This window comes from Pseudomonas sp. MWU12-2029, from assembly GCF_023242425.1.
GTDB classification, from domain to species: Bacteria; Pseudomonadota; Gammaproteobacteria; order Pseudomonadales; family Pseudomonadaceae; genus Aquipseudomonas; species Aquipseudomonas kribbensis.
Map to the genome: position 1 here is coordinate 235,229 of NZ_JALJDY010000002.1, position 16,700 is coordinate 251,928.

At 61.8% G+C, this 16,700-nt stretch carries 15 protein-coding genes; 6 read left to right on the forward strand and 9 right to left on the reverse strand.

From position 1 onward, the window contains the following. Positions 1–5: 5 nt before the first annotated feature. Positions 6–908 carry a LysR family transcriptional regulator gene (locus M5B44_RS06010; protein ID WP_119429471.1) on the reverse strand — a complete coding sequence of 301 codons (903 nt, stop codon included), beginning with the start codon at positions 906–908 and terminating at the stop codon, positions 6–8. A gap of 102 nt (positions 909–1,010) precedes the next feature. Here M5B44_RS06010 and M5B44_RS06015 point away from each other — a divergent pair, with 102 nt between their 5' ends. The 4 genes from M5B44_RS06015 to M5B44_RS06030 all read left to right on the forward strand — a co-directional run bounded on the left by M5B44_RS06015 (position 1,011) and on the right by M5B44_RS06030 (position 4,456). Next, positions 1,011–1,343 carry a DMT family transporter gene (locus tag M5B44_RS06015; RefSeq protein WP_085608473.1) on the forward strand — a complete coding sequence of 111 codons (333 nt, stop codon included), beginning with the start codon at positions 1,011–1,013 and terminating at the stop codon, positions 1,341–1,343. A 128-nt stretch (positions 1,344–1,471) separates the two neighbouring features. After that, positions 1,472–2,647 (forward strand): NAD(P)/FAD-dependent oxidoreductase, encoded by a 1,176-nt coding sequence (locus tag M5B44_RS06020; RefSeq protein WP_248738541.1) that lies wholly within the window; start codon positions 1,472–1,474, stop codon positions 2,645–2,647. Further along, positions 2,644–3,456 carry an aldo/keto reductase gene (locus M5B44_RS06025; RefSeq protein WP_248738542.1) on the forward strand — a complete coding sequence of 271 codons (813 nt, stop codon included), beginning with the start codon at positions 2,644–2,646 and terminating at the stop codon, positions 3,454–3,456. Before M5B44_RS06020 ends, M5B44_RS06025 begins: the two co-directional genes overlap by 4 nt. 31 nt (positions 3,457–3,487) lie before the next feature. After that, on the forward strand, positions 3,488–4,456 hold the full coding sequence (locus M5B44_RS06030) for a metal ABC transporter ATPase (protein ID WP_248738543.1): 969 nt from the start codon (positions 3,488–3,490) through the stop codon (positions 4,454–4,456). A gap of 66 nt (positions 4,457–4,522) precedes the next feature. Here the strand turns inward: M5B44_RS06030 and hldE are convergent, their stop codons facing one another. The 4 genes from hldE to msbA form a co-directional block, all read right to left on the reverse strand. Further along, positions 4,523–5,947 (reverse strand): bifunctional D-glycero-beta-D-manno-heptose-7-phosphate kinase/D-glycero-beta-D-manno-heptose 1-phosphate adenylyltransferase HldE, encoded by a 1,425-nt coding sequence (hldE, locus tag M5B44_RS06035; RefSeq protein ID WP_248738544.1) that lies wholly within the window; start codon positions 5,945–5,947, stop codon positions 4,523–4,525. Between the two features lie 102 nt (positions 5,948–6,049). After that, positions 6,050–6,658 (reverse strand): adenylyl-sulfate kinase, encoded by a 609-nt coding sequence (cysC, locus tag M5B44_RS06040; protein WP_248738545.1) that lies wholly within the window; start codon positions 6,656–6,658, stop codon positions 6,050–6,052. Next, positions 6,651–7,355 (reverse strand): sulfotransferase family 2 domain-containing protein, encoded by a 705-nt coding sequence (locus tag M5B44_RS06045; protein WP_248738546.1) that lies wholly within the window; start codon positions 7,353–7,355, stop codon positions 6,651–6,653. Before M5B44_RS06045 ends, cysC begins: the two co-directional genes overlap by 8 nt. A gap of 163 nt (positions 7,356–7,518) precedes the next feature. After that, positions 7,519–9,321 (reverse strand): lipid A export permease/ATP-binding protein MsbA, encoded by a 1,803-nt coding sequence (gene msbA / locus M5B44_RS06050; RefSeq protein ID WP_248738547.1) that lies wholly within the window; start codon positions 9,319–9,321, stop codon positions 7,519–7,521. 154 nt (positions 9,322–9,475) lie between these two features. On the opposite strand from msbA, the gene M5B44_RS06055 reads away from it, so the two are divergent. Next, on the forward strand, positions 9,476–11,341 hold the full coding sequence (locus M5B44_RS06055) for a bifunctional O-antigen ligase/aminoglycoside phosphotransferase family protein (RefSeq protein ID WP_248738548.1): 1,866 nt from the start codon (positions 9,476–9,478) through the stop codon (positions 11,339–11,341). Between the two features lie 2 nt (positions 11,342–11,343). Then, a complete protein-coding gene (locus M5B44_RS06060; protein WP_248738549.1) occupies positions 11,344–12,564 on the forward strand; it encodes an acyltransferase family protein in 1,221 nt (406 codons plus the stop codon). 4 nt (positions 12,565–12,568) lie between these two features. Here M5B44_RS06060 and M5B44_RS06065 read toward each other — a convergent pair whose 3' ends face one another. Genes M5B44_RS06065 through M5B44_RS06080 form a run of 4 tightly spaced genes read right to left on the reverse strand, consistent with a single transcriptional unit; the run spans position 12,569 to position 16,692 of the window. Further along, positions 12,569–13,192 carry a CatB-related O-acetyltransferase gene (locus M5B44_RS06065; RefSeq protein ID WP_248738550.1) on the reverse strand — a complete coding sequence of 208 codons (624 nt, stop codon included), beginning with the start codon at positions 13,190–13,192 and terminating at the stop codon, positions 12,569–12,571. Between the two features lie 4 nt (positions 13,193–13,196). Further along, a complete protein-coding gene (locus M5B44_RS06070) occupies positions 13,197–14,081 on the reverse strand; it encodes a glycosyltransferase (protein WP_305833384.1) in 885 nt (294 codons plus the stop codon). 14 nt (positions 14,082–14,095) lie between these two features. After that, complete coding sequence (locus M5B44_RS06075; RefSeq protein WP_248738552.1) at positions 14,096–15,250, reverse strand: glycosyltransferase family 4 protein; 1,155 nt, start codon at positions 15,248–15,250, stop codon at positions 14,096–14,098. Further along, on the reverse strand, positions 15,247–16,692 hold the full coding sequence (locus tag M5B44_RS06080) for a PIG-L family deacetylase (RefSeq protein WP_248738553.1): 1,446 nt from the start codon (positions 16,690–16,692) through the stop codon (positions 15,247–15,249). Before M5B44_RS06080 ends, M5B44_RS06075 begins: the two co-directional genes overlap by 4 nt. Positions 16,693–16,700: the final 8 nt, after the last annotated feature.

Below are 16,700 nucleotides of genomic sequence, written 5' to 3' on the forward strand. Positions count from 1 at the left end.
GGAGTTTATCGGCTTTTGCCGCCGATCGCCCGCAGGTGTATGGCAAATCGCTCCGCCAGCCAACGTGCCGCCGGCCCCAGCGGTTCGTCACGACGCCAGACCAGCTCCACCACCAGCGCCGGCGGCGTCCATTCGCTGTCGAGTTCCACCATCAGGCCCTGATAGGCCGAGTACTGCACCACATGACGCGGCAGCCAGGCCCAGCCGAGGTCGCGCACCAGCCATTCGGCCATCACGTAGAAACTGTCGGCGCGCCACACCTGCGGACTGGCCGGCTCGCTGCCGGGGTAGACGCTGGTCTGGGTCGACATCAGCAGTTGCCGATGTTGCGCCAGTTGCTGGCAATTGACCCGGGATTGCGCGGCCAGCGGATGATTGACGCCACAGACCGTGACCATTTCCACACTGCCCAACACCCGACGCTCCAGCGCTTCGGGGATTTCATCGTGATAGAACAACAGCCCGAGATCGGCCCGGCGCTCCACCAGTTTGCGCGAGACTTCGCCCTGTGCGGCGCTGGTCAGTTGCACCTCCAGGCTCGGAAACTGCTCGGCCAGCGCGCCGAAGCTTTCCACCAGTGCCTGATACGGCATCGCCTCATCCTGGGCGACCCGCAATTGCGCCTCCTGACCGCGCAACATGGCCATGGCCCGGCCGTTCAGGCGCTCGCATTGGCGCAGCACTTCCCGCGCCTCTTCGAGCAAGGCTTCACCCGCTTCGGTAAGACTCGGCTGGCGACCGCTGCTACGCTCGAACAGACTGACACCGAGGTCGTCTTCCAGCATGGCAATCGCGCTGCTGATCGCCGATTGCGCCTTGCGCTGCTGGCGCGCCACGGCGGAGAACGAACGCTGTTCGGCGACCGCGACGAACACCCGCAACTGATCCAGATTCCACTGCATGTCCATCGGGCAACCCATCTTCAAAACAGATAGGTAATGACTTTACCCCATCCGGGCAGTCACTAGAATGCCGCCTCAGAAAGCAACGCTTCACACGAGGAATTGAACATGAACGCTTACGTCTATCTGGCCATCGCCATTTGCGCCGAAGTGATCGCCACCGTTTCGATGAAGGCCGTCAAAGGCTTCAGCACGCCTTTGCCGCTGGTGCTGGTTATCGTCGGTTACGCCATTGCGTTCTGGATGCTGACCCTGGTGGTGCGCAGCGTACCGGTGGGCGTGGCCTATGCGGTGTGGGCTGGCATGGGCATTGTGATGGTCAGCGTTGCGGCGTTGTTCATCTATGGGCAGAAGCTGGACGTGCCGGCAATGCTCGGGATGGCGTTGATTGTGCTCGGTGTTGTAGTGATCCAGCTGTTCTCGAAAACCGCCGGCCATTGATTCTGACATGAGCCCCTTCAGGCACTCGCGCCTGCAGGGCTCATGCCTGCCCTCTGTTGATCATCGACAAATCCCCTTTTCCCCGAGTCTGTATACTGCGCCCTCGTCTTGAACACTGAGGTCGTTGCATGCCATCTCCAATTTCCACCGACGTGCTGATTGTCGGCGCGGGTGTCGCCGGTCTCTGGTTGAACGCGCGCCTGCGCCGCCAGGGTTTCTCGACCGTGCTGGTGGAAAGCGCCAGCCTCGGTGGCGGACAGAGCGTGAAATCCCAAGGCATCATCCACGGCGGCGCCAAGTACGCGCTGCACGGCGCACTGACCGGCGCCTCGGAAGCCATCGCCGACATGCCGCGCCGCTGGCGTGAAGCCCTGGCCGGCAACGGCGAACTGGATCTGAGCGGCGTGCGCCTGCTGTCCGAAGCCCACTACCTGTGGTCGCCGGGCACCCTGGCCGGCAACCTCACCAGTTTCTTCGCCAGCAAAGCGGTGCGCGGCCGGGTCGATCAGGTCAAGGGCGACCAGTTGCCGCCGGCCCTGCAGGACAAACGCTTCAAGGGCAAGGTCTACCGCCTCGCCGAACTGGTGGTCGACGTGCCGAGCGTGATCCAGCGTCTTGCCGACCTCGCCGGTGACGGCTTGCTGGCCGGTCAGAACATCGAGCCGCTGCTGGAAAGCGGCGTGCTGGTCGGCCTGAAGGTCGACGGCCGCGAGATCCGCGCCCAGCGCATCGTCCTCAGCGCCGGTGCCGGCACCGCAGCGTTGCTGGAAACCCTCGGCCTGACCCGACCGGCCATGCAACGCCGTCCGCTGCATATGATCATCGCCAAGGGCCCGGGCCTGAAGCCGCTGTACGCCCATTGCCTGGGTGGCGGCACCAAGCCGCGCATCACCGTGACCACTCACCCGGCTGCCGACGGCCAGTGGGTCTGGTACATGGGTGGCGATATTGCCGAATCCGAAGGCGTGGCTCGCGAGCCGGCCGAGCAGATCGCCACTGCGCAAAAGGAAATCGCACAGTTGCTGCCGTGGATCGACCTGAGCAACGTGCAATGGGCGACCCTGCGCGTCGACCGCGCCGAACCGCTGCAAACCGGCCTGACTCGCCCGGACAACGCGTTCCTCGCCGAAGAAGGTCGCCTGTTGGTCGGCTGGCCAACCAAACTCGCTCTGGCGCCGGACTTCGCTGACCGGGTGATCGCTTCCCTGCAACGCGACGGCATCCAGCCGAGCCACCCGGCACCGTTGCCGGAATTGCCGAAACCACCGATGGGCGTTACGGCCTGGGAGCAACTGCTGCCATGAGCCTGCCGACCCTGCACGATCTGCATCGCCCGCTGGGCAGCACCGGCCTGCTGGTTTCGCCGCTGGGCCTGGGCACCGTAAAGCTTGGCCGCGACCAGGGCGTGAAATACCCCAACGGGTTCCAGATCCCCGATGACGACGCCGCGCGCATGCTGCTCAAGCAGGCGCGGGAGCTGGGCATAAATCTGATCGACACCGCGCCGGCCTATGGCCGCAGCGAAGAGCGCCTCGGCCCGCTGCTGCGCGGCGAGCGCCAGGATTGGGTGATCGTCAGCAAGGTCGGCGAAGAATTTGTCGACGGCCAGTCGACCCACGACTTCAGCGCCGCTCACACCCGGATGTCGGTGGAGCGCAGCCTGCAACGTCTGGAAACGGATTTTATCGACCTGGTGCTGGTGCACTCCGATGGCAACGACATGGCCATCCTCAATGACAGCGAAGTCTATGCAACCCTCGCGGCGCTGAAGGCCGAAGGCAAGATTCGCGGCTTCGGCTTTTCCGGCAAAACCGTCGACGGAGGCCTCAAAGCGCTGGAGCAAGGCGACTGCGCGATGGTCACCTACAATCTGAACGAACAAAACGAGAAGGCGGTCATTGACTATGCTGCTGCCCACGGCAAAGCCATTCTGGTGAAGAAGGCCCTGGCCAGCGGTCACGTGTGCCTGAGTCCCGGCGTGGATCCGGTACGCGCCAGCTTCGAGTTGCTGTTCGCCCAGCCCGGCGTGGCGAGTGCCATCGTCGGGACAATCAATCCGCTGCACCTCGCCCATAACGTTGCGACCGTTGCCCAGGTCCTTCGTGGTCACTGACGCCGCCCCGCGGCCTTAAGCAGGAGCCGACATGCCGCGTACGCTCATCAGAAAGAACCCGAGCAACTTCAAGACGCTGCCACTGTTCGTCGAAGCGACACCCGAAGGCCTGACGTATCAGAGCGTCGGCATGCCGCTGAATTTCACCCAGACCCTGCAACGGCGCAAACCGGTCAGCGTGGCGGATGCCGAGCGCTTTGCGCTGGAGCTGGCCAACCTCGGCGTCTCGGTGCGTCTGACCCTGCACTGGCAGAATCGCGATTACTGGGTGCTGGTGCGCCAGCGGCGGCAGGATCGCGGCGATGTCGTGCTCAAGCTGATTTCCGGCTACGTGCCGGCGCACGAGTTGAATATCCCGTTGCACACGGCGATTCAGGAGATCGCCGAAGAATGCCTGCTGGAAACCCCGGAAGGCTGGCTCGGCGGGCGTTTCAACGACACCTGGCTGCCGGCGCCGTACGCGTCGGCGCTGCATTATCGCGAGGCCCTGCCCTTTCGCCTGACGCCGCTGTCCGGTTCGGCCCGGCCAGTGCGCTGCGCCAATCTGCAATTGCTCGAACGGCCGAGAGCCTACGTGCACTTGCCGACCGCCTCACTGCAATTGATCTATGACCTGCGACTGGACGTGCCGAAGGAAGCCAAGAACCTGAGCCTGTTCCATGTCGATGAGCGGCTGGAAGGCGATCAACTGGTCGCCCGGCTCGACCGCAAACGACCCGATCTGTACTTGATGCCGCTGCAGGACGGCGAGCCACTGCCCGAGCTGTATACGCTGAAGAAAGGTCAGTTATCCCCGGCAGGCACCCGAGGCCTGTATCTGGCCGAAAGCTTCGCCCGACAGGACGGCTGGCTGGTGCGCGATGAACGGATTCGCTGGAAGGACTGGCTGCGCCAACAGGGCCTGACGCCGCCACCCAAGGACACGGGGCTGGCGCGACTGCGCGGCAAGGCGAAGCAACTGCTGAAGAAGATCGTGCCGCGCAAGAAAGTGAGTTCCTGAACGGCAAAAGACCGCGCCTGCGAGTGACTCCAGAGAGTCATCGCAGGCGCGGTCTTCATGTTTGCATCACTCGGACTTGCGGATTTTTTCCACAATCGCCGTGGTCGAGCTGTTTTCCACCAGCCCCAACACCTTCACGGTGCCGCCGTAGGCCTTGACGATATCGGCGCCGACAACCTGGTCGATGCCATAGTCGCCGCCCTTCACCAGCACGTCCGGCTTGACCTCGCGCAGCAGGTTTTCCGGGGTGCCTTCAGGGAAGCTGATGACCCAGTCCACCGCGCCCAGGCCGGCGAGAACCGCCATGCGCCGGTCGACGCTGTTGATCGGTCGACCCGGCCCTTTCAGGCGGCTGACCGAGGCGTCGTCGTTGATCGCCACGATCAGGCGATCGCCTTGCGCTCGCGCCTGCTCGAGGTAGGTCACGTGCCCGGCGTGGAGGATGTCGAAGCAGCCGTTGGTGAACACGATCCGCTCATTGTGCGCCCGGGCATCGGCAACCGCCAGTATCAGCTGCTCCAGACCCAACACACCACGTTCCGAACCTTCCTCGCGCTGAATGGCGCGACGCAGTTCCGGCGCGCTGATCGCCGCCGTACCCAGCTTGCCGACCACAATGCCCGCTGCCAGGTTGGCCAGCGCCACCGCATGCGGCAGTTCTTCACCTGCGGCAATCGCGGCCGCCAGGGTGGAAATCACCGTGTCGCCGGCACCGGTCACGTCGAACACTTCACGGGCCCGGGCCGGCAGGTGCAGCGCCGGATGATCCGGGCGCAGCAGGGTCATGCCGTGCTCGCCACGGGTCACCAGCAGTGCGCCGAGCTCGAGGTCGTGCATCAGTTTCGCGCCCTTGCTCACCAGTTCGTGCTCATCGACGCAACCGCCGACGATGGCTTCGAACTCGCTGAGGTTCGGGGTGATCAGGCTCGCGCCACGGTAGATGGAGAAATCCTTGCCCTTCGGGTCTGCCAGCACCGGAATGCCTTTGGCCCGGGCGGCCTGGATCAGCGCCTGATGGTTTTTCAGGGCGCCTTTGCCGTAGTCGGATAGCACCAGCACCTTGATGCCTTCCAGCAGGTCGTCGACCTGGGAAGCAAGGGCGAGGGCGTCAGTGGCGAACGGTTCTTCGAAGTCGATACGCAGCAGTTGCTGGTGCCGGCTCATGACCCGCAGCTTGACGATGGTCGGCTGGTGCGCGATGCGCTGGAACAAGGCGCGCACGCCCGCACCCTTGAGGCTGTTGCTCAGGCTGTCGGCGGCCTCGTCGTCACCGGTCACACCGACCAGCGACGCCGGCGCACCCAGCGCGGCAATGTTCAAGGCAACGTTGGCGGCACCGCCCGGGCGGTCTTCGATTTGCTCGACCTTTACAACCGGAACCGGCGCCTCAGGGGAAATCCGTGAGGTACCACCATGCCAGTAACGGTCGAGCATGACATCGCCGACCACCAAGACAGGGGCTTGATCGAATCGCGGCATGGACAACTTCATGGAGCAACCCACATACAAAATGAACAGGGGCGCGATATTAACACAGGGTTGGCGAAGGCTTGTGCGGCGGCTGCAACAGGATGAAACGACAGGCTTTTTTGCTCATTTTTTGCACAGGAACGCCGCCAGTCGATGGCAGGCATCGGCCAGCTCGACCTCGTCCGTATCGATCCGGCACTCGGCCGCCAGCGGCGCCTCGTACGGGCTGTCGATCCCGGTGAAGTCCTTGATCCGCCCTTCCCGCGCCGCCCGGTACAAACCCTTCGGGTCCCGTCGGGCGCAGACTTCCAGCGAGGTGCTGACATGCACTTCAATGAAATCACCTTCGGCAAACAGCCGGCGTGCCGTATCCCGCTCGGCACGAAACGGTGAAATGGCAGCCACGATCACGATCAACCCGGCGTCCACCATCAATCGCGCCACTTCGGCGGTGCGCCGAATGTTCTCGCGCCGGCAGGCGTCACTCATGCCCAGATCACGACACAGACCGCTGCGCAGATTGTCGCCATCGAGCAGGAAGGTGTGCAGCCCGAACTGATGCAGATGCAGTTCCAGCGCATTGGCCAGGGTCGACTTTCCGGCGCCGGACAGACCTGTCAGCCACAGGCAACGGGGGCGCTGCACCTTTTGCGCGGCACGCGCCTCGGCGGGAAGAGACAGCGCATAGGGACGGATCGCCGGTGGCGGCGATACTGACAGAGCCTCACTCATAACCGAGCATCTCGTAATCACGTGCATAGACTCGCCGTACCAGGCGTCGGGTGCGTTGCGTACAGAAGTCACGGGCCGGCTGTGGACGTCTCTGCCGGGAAGTGTTGATGCGTTGCAACTGGCTGGTCAGACCCAGGCGCTCGCACACGAGGCGAAAATCCCGCTCCAGATGTTCCTGATACCCGACAAAGTCCAGGGCGAGGCGCCCCAGTGAATCGGTGAGAAAGTCGGTTTGCGCGGCGAAGTGCAATTGTCGCCCGATGGTGTCGGCATGTAGCCAGCGCGCAACGAAGTCATCAAAGTCGCGGTAGTGCCTGACCAGTTGCTGCGCGGCCTGATCACGCCCGCCCAGTTCGTTGCCATGCAGGAAGGCATAGGCGGAATAGGCACGCTCCAGCGGATCACGCACGAAAGTGAATTTGAAGGAGGCGGCGAACTGCGCGGGAAACTGCTCTTCATACCAGTACAACGGCAAGTGACCGGGACGCCAGCCGTCGAACATCGACTCGCACACACTGCTGCCGGCGCATTTGGGGACGTGAATGAACAGGCAGGAGTGTTGTTCGAAGGCTTCGGGAAAGCGCAGGCAGGCCGACATGGACTTGTTCACTGCCTGTCGATCGACCACCGACAGGCGCCCCAGCAGAAAAGCCCGCTGCGGCTTGGGCAGCAGTTTCCACAGATAGCGTTGCAACATGAAAGTACCCGCGCGACGGGGATGGCCCCTTCGATGGAAGTCAGAGTTCGTCGGGAACCTTAACAAGCGCGGTGTCGGGTTTTATGCAGGTTTGGTCAAGAAGAGTAAGTATTTCGATACAAATCGCCGGGCGCATTGCACGCCCGGCGTTCACAAGGCGGGATCAGGCGATGTCTTCGGCCGGGGCGTCGAGGCCCATGGCGTTCAGACGCGCGTAGTAGCCATTTTGCGCCAGCAGTTCGCTGTGAGTGCCACGCTCGACGATCCGGCCCTGATCCATCACCAGAATCAGGTCAGCCTTCTCGATGGTCGACAGACGGTGGGCAATCACCAGCGTGGTGCGCCCCTTCATCACCTGATCCAGTGCTGCCTGAATGTGCCGCTCGGATTCGGTATCGAGGGCCGAAGTGGCCTCGTCGAGAATCAGCAGCGGCGCGTTCTTGAGCAAGGCACGGGCGATCGCCAGGCGCTGGCGCTGGCCACCGGAAAGCAGCACGCCGTTCTCGCCGACCTGGGTATCCAGGCCTTCGGGCAACTGCGCGATGAAGTCCATCGCATAAGCGTCACGTGCGGCTTTCTCGATGTCCTCACGCGGCGCCCCGGCCAGATCGCCGTAGGCAATGTTGTTGGCCACGGTGTCGCTGAACAGCGTGACGTGCTGGGTGACCTGGGCGATGTGGCGGCGCAGGTTGAGCAGCTTGTATTGCTCGACTTCCACACCGTCGATCAGGATCTCGCCCTTGTCGTGGTGGTAGAAGCGCGGGATCAGGTTGGCCAGGGTCGACTTGCCGCTGCCGGAGCGGCCGACCAGCGCCACCATCTGCCCGGGTTCGGCCGAGAAGCTGATGTTGTCGAGTACCTGACGCTCGGTTCCCGGATAGGTGAAGCTCAGATTGCGCACATCGAGACGACCGCTGACCGCATCGCGCTCGACCGTGCCGGTATCGACTTCCGGCTCGACGTCCAGTTGCTCGAAAATGCTTTCGGCACCGGCCACGCCTTTCTGAATGGTCGAGCTGACTTCGGACAACTGGCGAATCGGCTTGGGCAGCAGGCCAGCCAGGGTGATGTAAGCCACCATGTCCCCCGCCGAAGCGTCACCGCGCAGGAACAGCACCAGGAACATCAGCACGGCCATGGCGGTGTAGATCACCAGTTGCAGCATCGGTGTGTAGATGGCGCCGGTACGGGTCATGCGCAGTTGTTTGTCGGTATTGCTCTGGCTGGCATTGAGGAAGCGTTTCTCTTCATAGGCTTCGCCGCCGAAGCTGCGTACGACGCGATAACCCTGGATGGTTTCCGACGCCACATGGGTCACGTCGCCCATGGCCAGCTGGATTTTCTTGCTCTGCTTGCGGAATTTCTTGCTGGCGGTGCGCACCATCACGGCGATCAACGGCAGGATCGCAACCATCACCAGTGTCAGTTTCCAGTTCATGAACAGCAGGGAGGCGAACAGGAAGATGACCGTCATGCCTTCACGGATTACGACCTTGATCGCATCTGTTGCCGCCCCCGTGACCATGGTGACGTTGAAGGTGATGCGTGAAATCAGGTGACCGGAGTTATGCTTGTCGAAATACCGGTTCGGCAGCACCAGCAGGTTGTTGAACAATTGCACCCGCAGATCGTGGACCAGGCCCAGGGAAACCTTGGCCAGGAAGTAGTTGCCCAGATAGGATCCCAGGCCCTGCCATGCAGCGATCAGGATGATCAGCAGCGGTACGGCCTGCAAAAGCTGCAGGTCGCGCAGGTAAGGCACGGTGGGAAACAGCACCGCCTCGGGATTGGACAGACCGTCGACGAAATACTTGAGAATGTAACCGAGCATCGGCTGGGTCGATGCGAAAATCAGAAAACCGACGATGCTGATCAGGAACAGACTGATATACGGCCGGACATAGCCGAGCAGGCGGAAGTAGATTTTCAAGCTCGAAGGGCTTGCGGCGGGACTGGAGTCGGTCATATCACGCGAAAGTCGATAAAAAGGACGCTGACTTTAGCACAGCTTCTTAAGGGTTCTGGCAATCGGCCAAAGGCTGTTATTGTTATGCGTCTTTTTCAGCATCAAATAGCCATCAACGAAATGGCCGATCAACTTCAGGATTGAATCTCACAGCATGCAACTTCGCGGCTTCAGCAGTACGTCCAGTCGAGTCTTCGATTTCATCAGCCTGTGGATACTTCCCGTCGGCTACTTCCTGCTCCTGTGCGCGCTGTTCTTCCTGCCTGGCCGAAGCCTGCACCACAAGCTGTTTTATGGCCTGTTCAGCATTCCGGCGCTGATTGCGCTGTGCCTGCGACCGCAGGGGTTCAAGGAACTGCTGCGCGAACCGATGATTGTAGCTTTGCTGGTGTTCGTCGCCTGGGCGATGCTCAGCCTGAGCTGGGGGCCAGTCGACGGCGAGTCGTTCGGTGGCATGTTCAAGCCGCCGCTGCATACCTTGCTGCTGTTCGTCGGCTGTTACCTGCTGGTGCGATATCGCAGTGACATTCTTGCACCGATGTTATTTGTCGCGGCCATGGTCGCACTGGTCGCCACCACCTGTTTTCTGGTCCCGTTCACCCTTCATTACGAGCCCGGCGCGCGTCTCGTTGGCGGTGGCGCTTTCGACAATCCCTTGCTCAGCTCCCACCTGTTCGGCTTCTTCTGTGCCTATTGGATGAGCATCAGCATGTCGTGCAGGCATGGCCGCCTGCTCTGGCTCAGCCTGCCGGCGATGCTGGTCATGTTTGCCGCCGTGATCGCCACCGGCTCAAGAACGCCACTGGTCGCACTGACCATGGCTGCGCTGTGGCTGAGCTTCATCTGCTGGAACCGTCGTTCGCTGGTGATGCTGGGGGCCCTGACCACCATGGGCATCAGCGTGGTCTGCCTGTTTTCGAAGATGATCACCGAGCGTGGCGACTCTTACCGTTTTGAAATCTGGCAGATCGCCCTGCAAAAGATTTCCGAGCACCCGTGGATCGGTCATGGCTATAACGCCGATCTGGCGATTGATCCGGGCGTTGGCTACAACTTTCAGGAACCCCACAGTTTCTTCCTTGGCGTCCTTTACTACGTCGGAATCCTCGGCTTGTTGCCATGGCTGTTTTTCCAGGCATGGGGCTTGCTGAGCAGCTGGCGTCAGCGGGTTCAGCCGTTGCTGATCATTGCTTCCACCTGGCTGGTATTCGGCATCGGTGCCGGATTGACCGAAGGCGGTGGCATCATTTCGCGCCCCAAGGAACACTGGTTCCTGCTGTGGATTCCTCTGGCGCTGATCGCGGCACTGAGTATCAACCAGCGAGCCCGCCGCCTGCTGACCGTTCCGGTACAGAAACTGTCAGCCACCGGCCTGCAGCCATTGGCGGCCGATGCTCAGGTGATCGAAGAAGACGGCCTCGGCCCCAAAGTGCTGCGCCTGACCGATGGCAGCTTCCTCAAGCTGTTCCGCCGCCGTCGCTGGTACACCTCGGGCAACTTCAACCCTTACTCCGAACGCTTCGCCATCAATAGCGAACAATTGCGCCGGATGGGCATCCCGACCCCACAGGTACTGAACCTGTACCGCCTCGACGATGGCAGCAGTGCAGTGCATTACGCGCCGCTGCCGGGCCACACCTTGCGCCAGGTACTTCAGGGCATCACCGCACCGGCCGTGCGGCAGGCCCTGGTCGAGCGTTTCGGCAAATTCATGGCCCGCCTGCATGAACAGGGCGTGTATTTCCGCTCGCTGCACCTGGGCAACGTTCTGGTGCTGGAGGACGGTGAGTTCGGATTGATCGACCTGGCTGACCTGCGCATTTACCCGTCCCCACTGAGCCTTTCATTGCGTCAACGCAACCTGCGCCACATGCAGCGCTACACGGAAGACAAGCGCTGGCTGTTCGAGGACCACTTCGATGCCCTGCTCCAGGGTTATTCGACGACGGCCTCCCGAGCGGCGGTCGATAATCTGCACAGGCAAGTGCAACAGGGAGGCCGCCCTGCCCGGGCCCATTGAATATGATGGACACCAATCCTCTCTTCGCCGCGGTAGCGTATTTGCTCGCTATCGCGACTTCGATAATGTTCCTGCGCCTGATTCCCAAAGCCGCCCTGCACCTGCAGCACAATGGCGAAAGCCGCTACAGCACCATCGACGGTCTGCGCGGTTATCTGGCCTTTGGCGTATTCATACATCACGCCATCATTACCTGGTTCTACCTGCACACCGGCGTGATCGACTTTCCGCCGAGCAACTTCTACTCGCAGTTGGGCCAGGCCAGTGTTGCGCTGTTTTTCATGATCACCGGGTTTCTGTTCTGGAGCCGTCTGCTCAAACAGGGGCGCCAGCACGACTGGCTGGCATTTGCGGTATCACGGGTATTCCGGCTTTATCCCCTTTACCTGCCACTGATGCTGATTGTGTTTGTCACCGTATTCAACCTGCAGGACTGGGAACTGAAGGACTCACCCGCAGAAGTGGCCGGGCAGGTATTGGGCTGGCTGACATTCGACCGGCCTGATATCAATCAGTACCACCAGAGTGGCATGTTGATCTCCAACGTCACCTGGACACTGGCTTATGAGGTGTTCTTCTATCTGGGACTGCCCCTGCTGGGACTGGTATTCATCTACCGCGGGCACTGGCTGCAAGTCGTGCTGTGCCTGATCGGGATCTACGCCCTGTACCAGGTCGTCGGTTGGGAGCATTCGCTGAAGAAGCATTTTCTGGCGAGTTTTCTGGGCGGCATCGCGGCGGCTTATTGGGTACGACGCCCACAGTTGGTGGCATGGGGCCAGACCCACGTAGCCACTGCAGTTGCCCTGCTGGCCCTGATTCTGACGATGACACTGTTCAAACGCGCCTTCAGCTTGCTGCCGCTTCTGCTGCTGGGCACATTCTTCGTCATCGTGGCGTCGGGCAATCCGCTTTGGGGGGCTCTGCGCCTGCGCAGTGTCCGCTGGCTGGGAGAGATCAGCTACAGCACTTATCTGCTGCACGGCTATGTGCTCTGGATCATGGTGCAGCAGTTGCCACACCTGATGTCCTTCAATCCACAGAGCCCGGTTCTCTATCTGCTGTTGATGGTCGTCTGCAGCTGTCTGCTGATCGTCATTGCCAGCCTGACATTCCTGTACATCGAGAAGCCTGGAATCGAAGCCGGAAAGACATTCCTGCACTGGCTACGCCAGAAGCAGCGCCCGAAAAAACTGGCCGAGGAAGCCGCTCGGGACCGTTGAGCGGCTAGGAGGGCTGGCGCTGGCGGGCGTAAGTGAGGAAGCCCTCGATGTCGTCACTGCACAGCGTTTGCGCCAGGCCGTGCAGTTCGGTTTCCGGCCAGTCCCACCAGGCACTCTGCAACAACTGCTGGCGCTGCTCCTCGGGAAAGCGCCAGCGCAGGAATTTCGCCGGATTGCCGCCCATGACCGCGTAGGGTTCGACATCCCGCGTCACCAGTGCACCGGCAGCGATGATCGCGCCACTCCCGATCGTCACGCCCGAGAGGATCGTGCAGTCGGAGCACAGCCAGACATCGTTGCCGATCGTCACGTCCCCGTGAGTACCGCTGTAGTCGGGAATGTGCGCAGCCTGCGGCAGCATCGCCGGAAACGGAAACGTGGTCACCCAGTCCGCCCGGTGATGCCCGCCAAGAAAGATCTGCACGCCTTCGGCAATCGAACAGTAGGCACCGACCTTCAGCGTCGAGCCTTCCTTCCAGTCATGAACGATCGGCAGACCATAACTGCCCCGGCCAAAAGCGTAGTCAGGATAAGCCTGGGCGAACCGTGCAGCACCGCGTTCGATCTTCGGCAACTTGCGAATCGCCCGTTTGGCGCGGCGCTCACGCCAGCGCTGGAGCCAGCCCATGGTTTCAGTCCTTTTCCAGCGGCGAAAACAGTAACCGGCCCAGACCGCGCCAGGTTTTCTTGTTCCACGCCTTGAACGGAATCTGCGCCAGCAGCTCCCGCGCCAGTTTGCGGTCGCGGTTGGCGGTTTTCAGGAACATCGAATTGAGCGACTTGTAACGCACCTCGTCGTACAGCGGGTGATCGCTGAACAGCGCGTAGGTACGCAGGATGTTCTCGATCATGAAACGATGATTCTTGTAAGAGTTGGTAGCGTGCTTGCGATAGCGCGCCATCACCACGTTCAGACCATCGATAAAGTAACCGGCGCGGGTCACTTTCAGCTCGATGTACAGATCCTCGAGACGAATCGTCGGATCGAACCCGCCCACCTTGTCCAGTGCCTCGCGGCGAATCATCAGGGTCGGCGCCGGCGGATACGGCTTGCGCTCCAGGAACATGTCATCGAAGTCCAGACGACGGAATGGCACGTCCCGGCGCTGACGCTTTTCCGGGTAGAGGTTGCCGTCGGCGTCCATCAATTCGATGTTGCCGGCGCAGATACCCACTTCCGGCTTGCCGTCCATGTACGCGACCTGGGTGGCGATGCGGTCCGGGTACATGATGTCGTCGGAGCCGAACGGTACGATCAGGCTGCCTTTGGCCCGTGCGATGGCGCCGTTGAGCGTGTTGGTCAGGCCCTGGTTCTGCTGCACCCGGAAATCGAAGCCGTGCTGTTCCTGCAAGGCCTTGATGCGCTCGACACTGTCGTCCTTCGAGCCGTCGTCGACCACCAGCAGCTCGATGTTCTTGTAGCTCTGGTTGATGACGCTGAGGATGCTTTCCTCGATGTACGGGCCGTGGTTGTAGGACGCGATGATGACGGTGACGAGGGGTTGCGCATCGCTCAAGGCGGTGACCTCACTCATGGCTGCTCCTTGCGGGCCTGCGCCAGGCCGGAGTCGATCAGGTTCAGGTATTCCTGGCGGAAGACTTCGATGTCGTGCTGTTCCTGCAAATAGCGATAGGCCTGCTCACCCTTGGCCTTGAGCTCGTCATCCGACAGCCCGAGGTAGGTGTCCAGCGCCGCGACCAGGCTCGACACATCCTTGGGCGTGATCGCCAGGCCTCCGGCCCCTTCGATCAGCGGCAACATGGCCGGCACGTTCGAAGCGATCACCGGCAGGTGCCCGCTCATGCCTTCCAGCAAAGCCAGGCCGAGGCCTTCGGCCAGCGACGGCATGGTCCAGATATCGAACGCACGCACGTATTGCAGGGCGTTTTCCTTGAAGCCCAGCAGGTGGGCGCGACCGCTCAGACCGAGCTGTTCGATCTCGGCCGCCAGCGTCGCTTGCAGGCGTCCGGCACCGATGATTGCCAGTTGGGTGTTCGGGTACTTGTCTTTCAGCTGGGCGAAAGCCTGCAACAGATAAGTGTGGCCCTTGACCGACACCAGCCGCCCCAGCGCACCGATCAGGCGCACATTCGGGTCGATACCCAGCAGCTCGCGGGCACACTCGCGGCTGTGCTGCAAGCCTTCGGCCTGTTCGATGTCGATGGCGTTGGTGATCGCGTACGTATTCTGGTCGGTGAAACCGCAATCGCAGTCCAGCAGGTACTGCTTGACCGCCGGCGACACGCCGACGAAGCGCCAGTGCCGGTCGATCAGGCGTTGCGTCTGACGACGGCGATAGAAGCGGTCGTACTCGCCGAAACCGTGGGAAATGCCAATGCACAACGGCACTTTCAACCATCGGTTGAGGGTCAGCATCATGTTCACCGGCTTGAAGCGGTTGCAGATCACCACGTCGAACTTTTCCCGACGGCAGAACTTGTACAGCTGCCACATCGCCCGCAGGCGCATGCCTTTGAGGGACTTGTCGGAAAATTCGAAATACACCGAACGGTCGGCCCGGCTGACGGCTGCACCCGGCCCGGGTTTGCCACGCAGAAAGGCGGCCGTCACCTCATAATGATCCGTCGGCAGGGCCTTGACGATCTGTTCGGCGAGGTCGGCGAAGTCATGGGATTTGACGTTGTAGTCGGGTTGCAGCTGCAGAACCTTTGCGCGTTGACTCATGACTCTCCCCGTGGCGAACCCGTCGCGCCTGTTTCGCTTTGTTTCAGCACCCAGAACAGCTCCTGGCGCCTGACCGCTTTGCGGAAAAATTCGTTCTCGCCATAGACCGATGGCGCCCGACCGGCCAGCAGTCGCTGAAACAACCGGCGCAGGCGACGCTTGAACGGCGCCGGCGGCTGCAGGTCATGCATCATGCCCAGCGCCATGGCCTTGTCCCGTTGCAATTCGACCGACAGCGGCAGGCATAGCGGTTGCATCGCATTGGTTGCATCGAATGTCGGCGGCAGAGCGATGCCCTGCCCGCTGTCGCCCATCGGCCAGCGGTCGTTATCGTGCAAGTGGTTGGCGTAGCCGAGCAGGGTCGGATGCCAGTCAAGACCGCGCAGGGCTTCCAGCACGGCTTCCTGGGCACAGATATGATCGGGATGCGGATCCAGCGTCGGATGCGGCAACACGACCACATCCGGACGGGCACGAGACAGGACGTCACGCAGATCGGCCAGCAGATTGTTCCAGGTCGGCGCGCCGTCGGCATCGCCGGGCAAGGCAAACGGATTCAACTGGCGGAAAATCCGCGTGTCGCTCAGATCGGCTTCCCGCGAGCCCACCGGTTGACTCGGCGCAGCCTGCATCGCCGCCAGTTGCAGGCAGAAGTAACCGAGCTGCACGCAGTGTTCCTGTGGAACGCCGGCCCAGCGCGGCACGGCGAGGCTGTCCCAGGCCCGCAAGCGGCCCTTGAGTCGAGATGCCTCGACCTTGTTCAGGCCCATCTGCTGATAGTGTTCGGCTTCGATCTCGCCGGCGGTCAGGGTCACGATCCAGGCTTCTTTGGCCTGACTGTACAGACCGTAGGCGGCCAGTTCGGCATCGTCGGCGTGGGGAGCGATGACCATTACCCGCTGCTGGCGGTAGTCCGGTTGTTCCAGCGCCCACAGCACCGGCTCGCCGGACACCCGGCAAAAGCGCCCCCGCAGGCGCAGCAGACCTTGAGACAACGCTTGCGCCTGACCGCTGAGGTTCAGATAACGCAGGCCGTTGACGCCACGTTCGAAGGTCTGGGTATCGGGACTTGTTCCACCCACCAACTCGACCCGAGGATCGAAGAAGCGTCCCAGAAAGCTGCTTTTGATCTTCACGGCGAGGATCAGCGTGGCGTCATCCACCAGCATCACGCCCTCGTCGAGGCGCAATTGCTCACCGCTCAAATGCACTTTCGGCTGCGGTGTGAACGGCGGAAAACTGTATTGGTAATCGTCTTTCGGCGAATAGAACAAGTGATCGGCGAACCACGCTTCGTGAGCGATCCAGCCAACCACCGCCAGCACCAGCGGCAACCACCAGGCCACCAGCACGCCGAGGGCGATCAACACGATCAGTGCAACCAACAGGCTGATCCGTTTATTGCGCCGGTGGCGCTTGAGCAGTTGCTGTTTGCGGCTCATGGGCTGAC

Excerpts from the sequence above, each read along its gene's own strand:
- M5B44_RS06065 (WP_248738550.1), bottom strand. The coding sequence starts at position 13,192 with ATGGGCTGGCTCCAGCGCTGGCGTGAGCGCCGCGCCAAACGGGCGATT.
- M5B44_RS06075 (WP_248738552.1), bottom strand. The coding sequence starts at position 15,250 with ATGAGTCAACGCGCAAAGGTTCTGCAGCTGCAACCCGACTACAACGTC.
- M5B44_RS06020 (WP_248738541.1), top strand. The coding sequence starts at position 1,472 with ATGCCATCTCCAATTTCCACCGACGTGCTGATTGTCGGCGCGGGTGTC.
- M5B44_RS06025 (WP_248738542.1), top strand. The coding sequence starts at position 2,644 with ATGAGCCTGCCGACCCTGCACGATCTGCATCGCCCGCTGGGCAGCACC.
- M5B44_RS06045 (WP_248738546.1), bottom strand. The coding sequence starts at position 7,355 with ATGTTGCAACGCTATCTGTGGAAACTGCTGCCCAAGCCGCAGCGGGCT.
- M5B44_RS06080 (WP_248738553.1), bottom strand. The coding sequence starts at position 16,692 with ATGAGCCGCAAACAGCAACTGCTCAAGCGCCACCGGCGCAATAAACGG.
- M5B44_RS06015 (WP_085608473.1), top strand. The coding sequence starts at position 1,011 with ATGAACGCTTACGTCTATCTGGCCATCGCCATTTGCGCCGAAGTGATC.
- cysC (WP_248738545.1), bottom strand. The coding sequence starts at position 6,658 with ATGAGTGAGGCTCTGTCAGTATCGCCGCCACCGGCGATCCGTCCCTAT.
- M5B44_RS06030 (WP_248738543.1), top strand. The coding sequence starts at position 3,488 with ATGCCGCGTACGCTCATCAGAAAGAACCCGAGCAACTTCAAGACGCTG.
- hldE (WP_248738544.1), bottom strand. The coding sequence starts at position 5,947 with ATGAAGTTGTCCATGCCGCGATTCGATCAAGCCCCTGTCTTGGTGGTC.
- M5B44_RS06055 (WP_248738548.1), top strand. The coding sequence starts at position 9,476 with ATGCAACTTCGCGGCTTCAGCAGTACGTCCAGTCGAGTCTTCGATTTC.
- M5B44_RS06010 (WP_119429471.1), bottom strand. The coding sequence starts at position 908 with ATGGACATGCAGTGGAATCTGGATCAGTTGCGGGTGTTCGTCGCGGTC.
- M5B44_RS06060 (WP_248738549.1), top strand. The coding sequence starts at position 11,344 with ATGATGGACACCAATCCTCTCTTCGCCGCGGTAGCGTATTTGCTCGCT.
- msbA (WP_248738547.1), bottom strand. The coding sequence starts at position 9,321 with ATGACCGACTCCAGTCCCGCCGCAAGCCCTTCGAGCTTGAAAATCTAC.